The 14,393-nt window shown below is 34.9% G+C and carries 8 protein-coding genes; 2 read left to right on the top strand and 6 right to left on the bottom strand.

Going from position 1 to position 14,393, the window contains the following annotated elements; all coding sequences use genetic code 11:
• Window positions 1-39: 39 nt before the first annotated feature.
• Genes WKF66_RS07370 through WKF66_RS07345 form a run of 6 tightly spaced genes read right to left on the bottom strand, consistent with a single transcriptional unit; the run spans window position 40 to window position 11,274 of the window.
• On the bottom strand, window positions 40-2,100 hold the full coding sequence (locus WKF66_RS07370; protein ID WP_489673783.1) for a GmrSD restriction endonuclease domain-containing protein: 2,061 nt from the start codon (window positions 2,098-2,100) through the stop codon (window positions 40-42).
• A 17-nt stretch (window positions 2,101-2,117) separates the two neighbouring features.
• Entirely contained in the window at window positions 2,118-4,094 is a 1,977-nt protein-coding gene (locus WKF66_RS07365) for a UvrD-helicase domain-containing protein (RefSeq protein ID WP_489673782.1), read from the bottom strand.
• Window positions 4,076-6,169 (bottom strand): ATP-dependent nuclease, encoded by a 2,094-nt coding sequence (locus tag WKF66_RS07360; protein ID WP_489673781.1) that lies wholly within the window; start codon window positions 6,167-6,169, stop codon window positions 4,076-4,078. Before WKF66_RS07360 ends, WKF66_RS07365 begins: the two co-directional genes overlap by 19 nt.
• A 41-nt stretch (window positions 6,170-6,210) precedes the next feature.
• Window positions 6,211-7,854, bottom strand: a complete 1,644-nt coding sequence (locus tag WKF66_RS07355) for an Eco57I restriction-modification methylase domain-containing protein (protein ID WP_489673780.1) — start codon at window positions 7,852-7,854, stop codon at window positions 6,211-6,213.
• Complete coding sequence (locus tag WKF66_RS07350; RefSeq protein WP_489673779.1) at window positions 7,841-10,933, bottom strand: Eco57I restriction-modification methylase domain-containing protein; 3,093 nt, start codon at window positions 10,931-10,933, stop codon at window positions 7,841-7,843. Before WKF66_RS07350 ends, WKF66_RS07355 begins: the two co-directional genes overlap by 14 nt.
• Complete coding sequence (locus WKF66_RS07345; protein ID WP_489673778.1) at window positions 10,933-11,274, bottom strand: helix-turn-helix domain-containing protein; 342 nt, start codon at window positions 11,272-11,274, stop codon at window positions 10,933-10,935. Before WKF66_RS07345 ends, WKF66_RS07350 begins: the two co-directional genes overlap by 1 nt.
• A gap of 1,625 nt (window positions 11,275-12,899) precedes the next feature.
• Between WKF66_RS07345 and WKF66_RS07340 the strand changes: the two genes are divergently transcribed.
• Together WKF66_RS07340 and WKF66_RS07335 are read left to right on the top strand one after the other, a co-directional pair.
• Window positions 12,900-13,538: a 4'-phosphopantetheinyl transferase family protein gene (locus WKF66_RS07340; RefSeq protein WP_489673777.1), complete on the top strand. Its 639-nt coding sequence runs from the start codon at window positions 12,900-12,902 to the stop codon at window positions 13,536-13,538.
• Window positions 13,539-13,617: 79 nt separating this feature from the next.
• The gene (locus tag WKF66_RS07335) at window positions 13,618-14,331 is read left to right on the top strand and encodes a thioesterase II family protein (RefSeq protein WP_489673776.1); all 714 of its coding nucleotides are present in this window, start codon (window positions 13,618-13,620) and stop codon (window positions 14,329-14,331) included.
• Window positions 14,332-14,393: the final 62 nt, after the last annotated feature.

Raw genomic sequence — 14,393 nt, 5'->3', positions numbered from 1 at the left:
ATAATTGTATATTTTTCATTAGTCTTGTTTAATTTAAAATTATTGCTCCTGATAATCTAATGCTTGTTGAACAAAATTCATTACTTTATCAATGTCAGCTATAGAAGCCACTCCAACTTCAACATCACCATTTCCCCAGCGCCCTAAATCTGTTACATTTTTACAGACATTGTCAGGGTCAATGAGTTCGGCGAATGGCATATTTAAGGATAGGCGAAGTCGTGATTTTTGAGGGACTATATCCACAAAATTTGTGGACGTTTTAAAGGCGATGTATAACTTTTTAAACTCCTCTCTAACGGATTCATCTAACTCAAGAATTCTTTTTCTAAGTTCTTCAAATGTTCCAAGCATATCGCCTGAAAGGTATTCATAATGAGATAAGGAATATTCATTAGCCTGCCGTTTTTCCGATTCAGCATATAATCCAAGTTTTTCAGTCGGAATATTTGGGTAATTCCAAATAAGTGATGCTTTTTGAGCTAGTTGCTCTGCGCGTTGTTGAATGTGAATATCGTCCCAAACTTCTGTGGTACGCAGGTAGCTGTTTAAGTTAAGGGGCGAATTATTAAACCCTCCATCAATTGTTTTCTTTCTATTGAAGGAATGATCGCTAAGTTCTGAATTATAGCCGGTCAAGGTAATATTGCCTAATGTGTGTAACCATGTGCTTTGAATTTCCTTCCAATCTTCTCCTAGCATTTGTTGCCATTCACTATTTAAGTTTTCATTCTGTGGCAAAATATGCTCTATAGTATAATCACTAATGGAAACCCACTCTTTCCGCTTATAATTCTCCATCTTACTTAGAAAGTAGGTTTTCGAACGGAAATTGTAAACATCTTTTATCTTTATCTCCCTTATAAATTCATTATCATTCGGGAAGCGCTTGTACCCATTAAACAATTGCATGGTAGCCGCCAAGCTGTTCCAATAATCGGATCTATCAACAGATTTGTATAGGGTGAGAAAGGTCTTATTTAAACTGTTTGTGGGAATACCACAGATTGCTCTGCGGAAGACATAATTTTCTACAAGTTGGAGTACCTGAAGGAAAATTTCCTTTGTTATAATACTTTTTGAGTAATCATTATAAACGGCAAGTAAAAATGGATACGCAACATCGACTCTTAGGGTGGCAAGATTTTTAAAAGCGATAAGAAGGTCTCTATCTTTCTCTTTTAATAACACCATATTAGCATAGTAAGCTGCATATTCAGTTATTTCAGCTACGATATCTTCAATTAATAATCCATTAGCATAAACTTTAAAAGCGTTGTATACGCTATTGATATTGGGAATTAAGCCTGTTTTAGCAGAAAGAAAATCCCTCATGAAACGGTCAAAATACGCGGTGTAGTCATTGCCATAATTCTGTTCCATTGGATACCAATACTTCTCATACAAAGTTGATTGTATCTTAATTTCCTGACCCATTAGAATATAATTCCTAATTAAGTCGGCTTGTGATAAATCTAGACCCGTAGAGTTCATGCTCTCAAAGATTAATTGGGGATTATCTTTCTCTTTTTCAAGTGTTACATCTACAACAAACAACTTCATTAAGCCATTATAAATAGCTATGACATTATCACTAGAAATTTCTTTTTTGAAGAATTCATAATTTTCTGTAATACGCTGAGAGTGTTTTTCTGGAAGCGGATGCCCGTTTAATAAACTTATGTAGGTTTCTTTATCTTTTCTGGTTAAGAGCAATTTATAATGCAGATCCTTATCTTCTTCCGCATTAAGTAAATAATAGTTTTTGAGTTTAGTATTATTAGTTTCAATATCAATCTCGGTAGTTTTCAGAAATTCTGATAATGCGAGAATAATTAAACACACAGTTGTAACGCGCTGCTGACCGTCTATAATTAATAGTTGGGGAACATCTGTGGTATTGTAAATACTTTCTTGAAAATAAACTACAGATCCGACGAAATGGCCCGATGTAGATTTGGTATTGCCGGCCTTTAATATATCCTGGAAAAGCTGTCTGCATTGTGATAATTGCCAGCTGTATGTTCTTTGATAAATCGGAATTACAAACTGTTTTGGTCCTTTAATGACATCAAGTAATCGAGCTGATTTTGCTTGCATAATGTGTAGGTGGAATTTTAGTTAGTCATTTCCATAACATTGTCCTCGCCGAACCATTCTCGGGCTTTAGTTACAATATTTGGATGTGGATTATGATAAAATACGGCTAACTTCTCTTTAGCCCTTGTACAGCACACGTAAAATATTTTTTGGGTTCTTTCAAGAATTCTTGGAAATGATTCCAACTTACTTTTGGTTTTTGATTTTCCAGCAACTAGCTCGTTATGTACGTTTTCGGTATCAAATAAATAGTTGAAGTTATAATCACTCCATCCTCCGTTGTCTAAAATAACCAATACATCATCAAATTCAGTTCCCTTAGTTTTGTGCTGAGTTGAAAACGGGGTTTTGCCTTCTAAATAGTTATATAATAGTTGGAAATCCGAAAAGCGCACGCACTTAACTCTGTTATACAGATAAGGCTTACTATCAATAAAAGCGTTAAGCCTATCGTCAATAAGGCAGATGCCTTTTTCATCTGCCGCGACAATTATCTCTTCGATGGTTTTATCTCCAACGTTTATTAAACTCTCGATGTTTTCCTTTAATATCTTCTTGTCAGCGATATTTTGTATACGAAATCTGTAATCAGTAGCACGGAGAAAGTCATTATAGAATCGCTGTTGGTAAAGTGAAATATTAGTCTGTATCTTAAATAGATGTTTTATTAAATTATCTCTTTTAGTTCCCTTTTTTGCAGCGTCTTTTTCATCTTTCTTCTTGTCGTCGATTAGAGCATCCTTATCCAGATAGATTTTTCGAACTTCTGAGAATAATTGATCCTTCAACTGATTATATAATTCTGCACTTGCTGGTTCCTGAAGGAGAATAGTCTTTTTCAATTCTCTTTGCCTGTTCTTTAATTGATATTTGTCTACTACCATATCAAAAGTATCGGTATCAAATATTTCTATTTCAGTAACATTATTTTTTTTGTTGTCTTTTATTTTCTTCAAAATATCAGCTTTTAGGCCAATGACAGGATCTTTATCATAAATATCCATTAGTGTTCTAAATCCAGCTTTATCTGCTATTAGATTATGGGTCAGGTTCAACTCTTTTGTCTTCGCTGCATTCTTAAATTGCCAGGCGGAATGCTCGGAAAGGAAGTTTTCAACTCTTGAAATATCTCCGTTAACTGAATAAAGAAATAATATATCTCCTTCTTTTAACGTGCCGTCTGACATATTAGGAGCTTGATTATCTAATGACGGAACTTGAACTATTCCATCAGTTCTCAACAGATTGGCCAGCTCAATAATTTTTTTCGGATTACGGCGGTTCTGTTTTTTTTTTATCTCGGGGACTTCATCTGAATAGTCATCTAGATTGCCAATAGTATCGTCATAGATCGATTGCATCGCATCACCAAAGAACCCTATTATATTTTGCTTTTTACTAAGACAGAAGTGGACAAGAAAGATATCTACCACAGACTGGCTAGTATCCTGATATTCATCTATAAAAATAAAAGGGTATTTATCTTTGACGATATCGCTCAATTTAGGATACATCTTAAAAAGGACGTTGGCAATAGTCAGTATCTCGTCGTGAGATATAATACCTTCTTTTAACTTCACATACTCCCTGTATTGAACACCTTCCTCAAATAAGTCGAAATAGTCCTGTGGTAGAGGGTGGAGCTCATCAATCGCAAATTGCGTTATTGTTTCATCATTGCAAAGACTTACCAAGGCAAGCTTTAACTCTTTTTGAAAATGTTTTATATTGTCCCAAAGAAAATCATGAATTGTGGTAACATTTAGATTTTTGTGATTAACACGTTCTTCAATCTCTTTTACAGCTGCATTAGTGTAAGTCATGCATGCTATTTTTGAGGAAGGATGTTCTGCTATTACTTGTCTGATGACCTGAACTAATGAATAAGTCTTGCCACTGCCGGCACCACCGCTAAGCAGAAAGTTTTTGTTCGCATCAATAGCGGTAAATATTTCCTGAACCTCTGGCTCGAGCTCTAATCTTGTTTCAACCATAATAAGCCTTCTTTAATGTATGCAGGAATCTTCCAGTTACTCAAATTAGAGTCACTATGGTAAATTATATCCATAGCGAAATGTGTTTTTTTCTTTATGCATTTTTCCGCCAAGAAATACGCATTATTATTCGCCACGTCCAAGAAATTTCTGTTTTTTAGCCCATTAAAATTATCTTTATTATCGGCGATAAACTGTCGATTGATATGGATATAGGCATCTTCAAAACTTCTTCCGTGGTATCCATCATCCATAATTTGATAAATAACACACAATTTTCCATCTTCCGCATTTTGCCAAACCTCAGCTACCTTGTTGAAGCATTTGTTCGTTATAGTATAACTTTTTAAGTCGTTTAATGTAGCAGCACCAAAGAAGAAACTAAGTGCAGCATTAGAGTAATTGATGCCGTCTGCTACAGCTACTGCTTGCATGTTTTCATCTATAGCATCTAAGTCCGTGACGATTAAAGATTTTATACCCAGAAAGTCGATGAATTTTTCAAAAATGTGAGAGTAAGCACCAACTTCAATGACCGATATATTCTGAGAAAGAAGTGGTAGGCAAGTATCTTCTTCACCGGCTAATTCAAACTTTGCTTTCTCTTGAATATCGATTTTTTTCATCATTGTCGGCAACAAAATTCTTTCTGTGTCGCCCTCAATGAGTATCGCTTTGTCAGCAAAGAAAATTTCTGCTCTGCTGATAGTAAGATATTGAGTTAGAAATTGGTATTGATTTGTATTCAAATCATAGTCTTTTTTAAGATCTTTTAAATTTTTCGCATCAATCCCGTTAATGCCTTGTTTCTTCAAGTATTTGATGTCATTAAAGTCGCTATCGGCAACAATATGTGAAGAGTGTGTGCTAATGATATATTGTAACTTTCGCTGAATACCATCTTTCCTTAAAATACCCTCACCCAGGAGGCTTTTAATGTTTTTAATAAAAACATATTGCATTTGCGGGTGTGTATGAGCTTCTGGTTCTTCGATAATGAGAAGGTTTATATCTGCTGGAATTTTATCTGCCTCTCTCTTGAACTCATGTACCAATATTTCGATTTCAAATATCATACTGATTAGGTTCATATAACCTAATCCATTATAATGTTCAGGCAGTCGGTTTTCCTCATCATGTTTATAAACAACAGTTGTATTGCCCTTTAAAAGTTCCCGATGTTGTAGTGTAGATATAATTTCAATGTCGGATTCGTTTATTTTTACGCCTCCAAAAGCTTTAACTTTCTCAACTATTCCGTTGAATAAGGATTTGTAAATACCGCTTAGATGATCATCTGTTTCACTGAGGGTTTCTTTAAAATCATCTACTGCCTTGTTCTGCTCCTCGGTGGATTCTGTTTTTTCATAGATTCTAGATGTTTGGCCAGAAAGGGTTTTATCTACCTCCTTGTTCGTAACATCCCTTCGTGCACTGATAAACTTGAAATTAATAATATCCTTAGTGCTTATATCTTCTTTAGTTAAATTAAGATAGACGTCTTCATTTACATTACTATATATAAGGTTGTACTCAAAAGATTTTTTATGGAGTTGAAAAAAGTCTTGTTGCTTCCCCTTTAAAAATTCATAAACACCTTTTGTCCTATATTTTTCATCGTTAGCTAACTTTGCAGCTTCAACTTCTTTATGCTCTGTAAATGCATTTCTTATTTTTAGATAATTCGTGTAATCAAGCAAGTATTCAAAACCAAGGACAATAATGTTATTGTTGGGATCTAAATCCATCATCACGCGGCTAACATTAGATAGATTGTCATGTTCGTTGTATTCTATAAAAACTTTAAGTTTTATGCCTGATGTGCTGTATTCATTTTCTAGAAGTAAGTTATCGCTCTCTAGTAAACCTTTAACATGTTTTTTATATTCTATATTAAAATCATCAAACAGAAATTTATTCCGCTCCGACTGATTTAGAAATTTCTCTAACACAACCAGAATGGATGTCTTTCCCGTATTATTCTTCCCGATTACAAGAGATAACTCATTTTCCAAATCCATGGAAAACTGTCTTAATAGTCGGAAGTTTATGATTTCAATTTTGAATATTTTCATGATAATGTTAGGTCATTGTTAGCTATCTACGCATCTATATGCTATTTTCTATTAGTTCTTCTGCTTGCCATTTTTTTCCAGATATCCCTCAGAACTTTTAATTCCTCCTTTTTAAAACCATGATATCCTATTAGAAGCTCATTGTCTACTATATCAAGAGCATCTTCTATTTTTCGTTGCCTTATTAAAGAATCCAGTTTCAAAAAATCAATATTAATATCTCCAACTATAGGAATTTTTATCTCCTGGATCTCTGTGGGTTCAAATGTTAAGACACCTCCACCATAACTTCTTCCAGTAATTTCTGAAAAGGCAAATGTTAGTGAATTCAAAAATGAGGCAGTTACAATATTTCTGTCTGTATTTCCCTTAAACTTTACTCGGTGTATTGTATCTGTTGATGAAGCTCCCGTTTTATTCATAATCATTTTAGGATAGTCGCCAACTTGTCGCAATGCAAATGCGTCCGGCACCCATAATGAAGGAGTAATGTACCAGCGTTTCCTTATCCTCGTTTTATATCCAGTATGAAAACTCTGTTCTTCCCCATATTTTATGTATTTCTGACACGCTTTTGGAAGCATTTCGAAATCTTCATTAGGAGGCATGAATAGATATATTGAATTTTGTGCTACCGAATTATTTGAAAAATCTTCCTCTGAAAACGTAATTCCTTTAAGTTGATTTGACCTGCTGACAACAGGAATAGTATATGGCTGTAATTTCCATTGATTTACCTGTTGTTCGTTTAACATGAAAAATTCATTTCTGCCAGTAACCAACCCAACTTCCACTTTCATTATGTCACCGCAAGAAATAATTCTTTTGTCGTTCTTTAATCGCTTTAATAAATGTATCTCCTCTTCGTTAAGGAAATACTTAGTCCATTTTTCAGTACTGTGATCAATCGGTTTAACGTTGGAACCATTTATTTCTTTAAAGTTCAAGCCATCTAAATCCTTTATATTCTCACATTCAATTACTCTTATTCCTTTACCGTGATGTACCTTTTTCTCGCATAAAAGCAGAACTACTTCTTGTTGGATATCTTGAAAAACTAACTTTTTAAATGTCACAATTGTGATGCGTTGAAAAAACTTTGAAAGGAACACCCTTGTTTCAGCTGCATATTTGACCTGAAATAACTCTGCTGGAATTACCATTGCCATCTTGCCCGAATCCTTTAGTAGTGAAGCGGATATGACAAGAAATGGCACCCAGATATTTGTTAGTTTATTTGGTTTTAATCCCAGGTCTTGCATCATTTGTATAGCCAGTGCCCTGTGTTCTTCAGGAAAATTTTGATACCTTATAAAAGGTGGATTTCCTATAACAACATCATATTTTTTGGAAGTGCTACTTTCTATATAACTAAAGAAATCACTATTGATAATAGTATTGGAATTTAGACCTAATTTGGCTGCTCTTTTCTTTGCCTTTATAGACTCCTCTTCGATTAGCTCAATACCTTTTATCCTTCCTTTGAGACTTTCTCCTTTAATACCTAATTCTTTGAAACGAAGGATAGCGGATTCTACAAAGTTACCATCTCCGCAACTTGGCTCTAATATACTTTGCGTGTCAGCATTTATGCTCCATCGGCATAAAAATTCGGCAATCGCTTTTGGAGTATAGTACCCGCCTCTTAGCTTTTGATCGATTATATTTTCTTTAACTTCTTGCATTAACTTCTATTGATAATTCAGTTTTAAACATTTCATCACTCATGACAATGTTATAATCGTCATTGCTTATTTGGTACAGCTTATTGACTGCTTCTATTACATACTTCTGAAGAGTATCTAATTTTCTTTTCAAGACCGTTCTATTACTACCATAAGAACCACTCAAATATTCCTTTTTTGTGGTCATTAATTCATCTACAGTTTGTACAATGTAATTGTAGAGATCGACATCAACTTTTTCTTTCCAGTCTATCGTTCGTATGGGAAGGTTTTCAATAAATTGTTTACCATGGGAATAGTAAGCGCCCCTAAATTCACTTGCACCAGATTTTACCATATTTTCAAAAAGTGGGTGTGATAATATTCCCAGAAAGTAATTCAAAGAATATTTGGACCTGTTTAACAGAGCATAATATGGCCCGTTACCCCCACCAGTAAACTGTATATCATCTTTATCCAATGCATAAGGAGCTTCTGTTGCTAAAACTGACCATATTAATTTAGGGGTATTATGAAATCTCGTAAGGCTTTGCGATCGGCCAAACTGAAACCATTTCACTTTACTTTCTTCACCCTTTCTTGCTGCAATTTCGTAGTGATCACCAATCTTTTTGTTATCGATTTTCCGCTGCAATAGCTTATCCCTGTTAGATAGCAGATATTCATAGGCTAATGGGAATTGGTTTTTCAATTTTTCTTCCGTAAAAAGTAATGCTTTACCATTAGTAATCTCATACGGGAAAATAATCTGTGCATTTGGTGCAATTGATTCGAATGAGCTAAATGACAATTTGTAGATTGCTGGTAGGCATATGTCTTTTTCTAATTCCCATGTTTTTCCGTTTTTTGAAAAAAAGTAGGAACTACTTGTTGACTGGGTAGGTTCAAATATATAAACCTTATCATCACTGGTCTGCAATCCAACACTGATTTCTGCGAGTTTATTTAAAGAAACTGAATTCGTACTTCTAATCCGGTCAAATACTTCTTTTGTTTTAGGGGCAAGAAATATCCAAGGATCAGACTTATACTCAGCAGTAACATATTCAATACATTCTTGGTCAGATCCAAGTTGCTGAGATGATATTCTTTTTATCCGTTTGAAAGGGAAGGTGTTTTTTTTATTCTTCTGGAGAATTAGAATTGCCGTATAAGTTGAACGTTCTGGAAATACTTGAGTAACGCCAAAATGTATGATCTTAGATAGTTGACTATTAGACGTAATATAATTTCTTAATGCCTTACCACCCTTTATAAGGAAAAATTTATGAGGAATAATATATCCTAAAAGCCCATGAGAATTTAAAAGGGCTATTGCTCTTTGGATGAATACATAATATTTATCAATCGTATCTTTTGACGCTACAGCATATCCTGAAATAGCAGACTGATAATATTTGACTTCTTCAGGCGCATATTTCACGAGGTTTTGAATACGTACATATGGAGGATTACCAATTATGGCGTCGAAGCCTTTGGTTTCTGCCAAAAAGTTAAATTCTTTTTCCCAATCAAAGGGTTTCAAATCAAACAAAAGCTGGTTGTTTGATATCGATCCTCGTAAAAACTGGAAAAACTTACTATCAACTAAAGAATTTCCACATTTGATGTTACCTTTCAAATTAGGTAATACCTTTTCGGGATTGTGACTAATGAAACTTTCAACGGAAGCTAAATTCTCTCCCTCTAAAAGCTTTAATAATAGGCTAAATTCTGTTACTTCAGCGGCGTAAGGATTAATATCGACTCCGAATAAATTTTGCTCTAAGATCTGTCTCTTCGCTTTTAATGTGAGGCTGATAGTGGATTCGTCTATATTTTGTATTAATTGCTTATCAAGTATCTTTTCTTTAATTATTTGCTGTAGAATCTTCTCTGTCAAAAAATCATACGCCGATAACAAAAAGGTTCCTGAGCCACAACATATATCCGCAACTTTAATTTTTATCAATTCACTATAACTTTTCCCGCTTGTTGCTGGAAAAAGAGTGTCATTTACAATTTGATCAACAATAATTTTAGGTGTAGGTACAACGCCTTTCGACGCTGAAACTTCGGGCTCTTCTAAAATTAATAGTTGTCTTTCATCAGTAAACGCAATCCGGCTTCCTAGAAACCGTTCATAAATTTGGCTTAAAATAGATGGATCAACTACAGAAAAATCGTACGGACTTAGCGGGTAGTACAATTCGCTAAAGATTTCAATCAACACGTTAGAATCTAAATCTATTCGGAGTGTTAATGTATCTTCGATGAAGTCAAATAGGCCAGAGTTGAATTTTTTGTCAGATTGGCTAAATAATTGTTTTAACTCCGAATAGCTTTTTATATTCCTTAATGTCTCAAATTTCTCTATAGTTCTATCCTCACAAATCCGGAGAAATATAATTCTATTTAGTAATCTCTGTATTAAGAAATTTATATCATCGACATTTAAAGTGGCATTTGCGCTTATAGCCGACTCTGCTAGACTTTTTCGCCACTTCTCAATTTGTTTAAGAAAGTAATCGTCAAAGGTTTGACCTTTCCTTTCATAAACTGAGTATAAATCGTCGAGCAATCCAGAGTTAGCAGAATCAAAAGACATCAGCTGAGTTATTTCCGCGAACGCATCTTCATATTCGTCGTAATTGAAAACTTTGATACGGGCCACCAATTCATTTTCTAAACTATCGGGTTTGAACCGACAGTCATAGATAACGATATTTTCAAAATTTGTAAGCACCGAAATACCAAGATTGGCATTCCAACCATATCTTCTTGTCTGGAAAGCAGCCTTAGCCGATTTTAATATATCAACGGAGGGCTTCTTTACTTCAACAAATAATTTTCTTGTACCGTTAATACGCAAAGTATAGTCTGGACTTTTCTTTGTCTGCTCATCTTCAATTTCAATATATTCCTCTTGAATTACATCCCTTAAGAAATGTGTTTTACCTTTTTCGTTGTCAACATCCCATCCCATACATTTAAGTAAAGGATCAATAAAGTCGTTACGTAACTGTGTTTCGTTATAAACTGCTTTAAGGTAGTTAATTCGTTCAAAGTTATACTTTTGTATGAGTTCGGAAATGTTCATTATTTATCAAAATCAATTTTTCCTTGGTGAATATTTTTTGCTTTTAAAAATTTAATTTTTTCTTCAGCTACCTTAAGTATTTCATTTGGATTATCCTCCTCTAATAGATCATAAGCAACTTTATCACTTAATAATATAAGTCCAAGTTCATTCTCTTTTTCATGAAATAAAGTAGCTAGTGGATTGAGCATATCTTTATTGGCCGAACGTTCACCACGTTCTATCTTGCTAAGTGTTGATGGGTCAATGTCAAGCGCAGCTGCAACTTTTCGTAATGGTAATCCATTATGCTCTCTTAACTTCCGAATATGTTCCCCAAAAGATTCTTTATTGATTGCCATTTTACTAAAATGTCTGGATTTATAATTTTGGACAATTTATGTCAAAAATATTACATTTGCAATGACAATTACTGTCCTGCTATCAAATGCATTGGCCCAAAATTTTGAACGTCTGTTGTATTCAACGAGATAATAAAGAAACTAAAGGTAATACGACCATCACTAAAGCCGCACGTACATCAGAGGAAAGTAATTTGTAAACTAATGTCGCCAATATATGGTTTAGCAGTTGATTCGACTTTAATCCTGTTTTGATATTTTTAAAATGTCTTTCAGGCCACCAAAGCAGCTATTCGCTTTAAATCTTCAATAAACTGGTTCGACAATAGTCCGGTTTTGAGTACTCCTAACGGATTAAACCCTTGTAATTAATAACTTACAGGGGTTTTTTATTTCACAATACAGTGTTTATAGAAACTTACTTACTGCCTTTAGGGTAGTTTCCTATGCTTTTGCGATTTGGTGTAATTGGCCTCCAGGTTTTCTATCACATCCTTGCGCTTAAATCGGAGTTGAGCATCTAACAATGTGTGCCCTATCTCGTTCGTATGCGACTAAATCCAGTTGTTCTTAAATCAAGTCATTCCATAACCTGTGTGCTTGATAGGTATAGTGCTTGGTGACTTAATACAGTAGCTGCATAAATTTATTCAATCATTTCTATCAACATCTGATATGCGCTCGATTCTATTGTTATTACTCCATACTAATTTTTAGGAAGGGCTCAAAGATGTAATCACAGTACCTTTGGTCCAACTTGTGTTGAGCTTACATCAACACCAATATGAAAGCTATGCAAATCAGTAGTAAGTCCAAGTTTTACTGGGCTAGATTGGACTTGTATTGCTTTTACATTGGACTTGCATTGGACTTGAGCAAAATTCAACCTAACTCTGAGTATGTCCTGAAGTGGTGTGCCCTCGCCAAAAAAAGACCCTACATATTTGCAGGGTTTAACTTTATTTTACTTTCAACGGTATTGACGGCATTGAGTCAGGCGGGATTGTATCAGGAGCAACCGGGTGTTTGTAATTAATCTCAGGTGCCGTCAATGTCTCTTGGCTGCAACCTGCGAGTCCTAGACTCGTCAAGCTGATCAAAATTATAAGTCTTTTCCCGTCCTGTGTTAAACCGATGTGATTGGCCTAACTCCTTATGATGTGCGGTCAATGCCTTGTCTGCTTTCTTGCGTCCTTTGATCAACTCCCTTTTATAAGATTTAGCATCCGGCCCCCCCGTATACATACTTTAACTCATCCGACATTGGCATCTCACGATGAGAAAACGCAAAGCCATGAAATAGAAAGTTGCAAAGATACCTTGAGGAAGTATCCGGCAGGAATATTGACATCATTGCTTATCCCACAAATTATAATGATATCACTATTGAAGTTGTGAAAACAGAGTTTATCTTTGGGATTTACCACAAAGGCAAAAGTTATAGAGACTTTGTGCAATCCATTCGAATTAGGCAGATGACAAGTCATAAATCAGGACGGAGAGTCTTTAACGAAGTTTTAAATACATTTGGCTTTTAATTTAGTAAATTTTTGGTGCTTAGCGTCGAGAAGGATACCCATCGGGATGTCAAATTTACCCCACTTATTAAACATCTTACGTATACTATGCCCATAATCCAAGACCATTTGTTTGAATCTTTTTTTACAAATACATTTTTATCAAGGGCCGTTTTAACCCCAAGAGAGCGTTCGCTAGTATCTAATTGGAGTGAAAAAAGGATTAACGAATTTAGTACAGGGCGCTATTGTGCCAGAAAGACGCTTGAGGCTTCAGGCCTAGAACACCATGATCTTTTAATTGGAGATAACAGAGAGCCCTTATGGCCCGAAAGTGTCACCGGCTCAATTAGTCATTGTGAAAATCTCGTAGGAGCTATTTCCGCGAAGAAAGATAAAGTAAGAGCACTTGGATTAGATATTGAAATGGTAGGCAAAGTAGAGCGTGAATTATGGGATTTGGTGTTCACTGCAACAGAACAAAACTTTTTGAAAGAACTTAAGCCTGAATTTGCGGCCGTTTTCAGCACTGTAATCTTTAGCGCAAAAGAGTGCTTTTATAAGTTACAATTTCCACTTACAAATACATATATCGATTTTAAGGATATTGAAATATCAATTAATAATGGGGAACTCAAGCTATACTGGGTAAAGGAGTATAATGATATAGCACCAATTTTTAAAAAGGTAGTGCTAAAGTTTATCAAACAAAAATCCAATGTCATCACTTATGGTTATCTACTTTGAGAATGTGAAAATTGCACCTTTCTTTGTGATACCAAATCCAAGCATATAGCATTAGGTTGTTTACCATTCAAGTACGCATATGAAAAAAATAAACATTATCTGTTTGCCATTTGCCGGAGGCAACAAGTATTCTTACAGAGCATATTCCGTCTCTTATACTGCATCGTTAAATTTTGTAACGTTAGAGTATCCTGGAAGAGGAGCAAGAATTAAAGAAGCCTTAACAGTCAATCTCGAGGATTTGGTAGATGATCTGTATACCCAATGTATCGCATTAATTAATGAAGGCGACTATGCTTTATATGGACACAGTATGGGCGGATTACTAAGCTATCTGCTTGCAAAAAAGATTCTAGCGAATAATTTGAATGTTCCTAAACATTTATTTGTTACTGGTACAGTTGGTCCATCAGCCCCGGTGCGGTTAGAAAAAAAGCGCTCATTGCTGGGGAAAGAAGCGTTTCTTCAGGAAATAAAAGATTTTGGCGGCATGCCTGATGAAATCCTGAAAAATGATGAGCTGTTGGATTTCTTCGAGCCTATTTTGCGTGCGGATTTTACGGTGAGTGAAAGTTATCGCCACAATGTCATCCCCCCACTAAATATTCCTATTACTGTTATAACAGGAAGTCAAGAGGATATGGAAATTGATGAAATTAAGACCTGGCAAAGAGAGACTACCGAGCCAGTTGATTTTAGAGTATTAAGTGGAGGGCATTTTTTTATTTATGAGCACGTTGACAGTATCTTAAAGATCATTATTAATAAACTTTCTTCAGTGCGAACTAGATAAATAACTTACCGATTTATAAACAATTTTATAAGAAGGGAATCAGATATTGCTGCCAGCCCGCT

The sequence above is a fragment of the Pedobacter sp. genome, assembly GCF_037719805.1.
Taxonomy (GTDB): domain Bacteria; phylum Bacteroidota; class Bacteroidia; order Sphingobacteriales; family Sphingobacteriaceae; genus Pedobacter.
The sequence above is the reverse complement of the archived record's forward strand: the minus strand, read 5'-3'. Positions and strand labels throughout refer to the sequence as shown.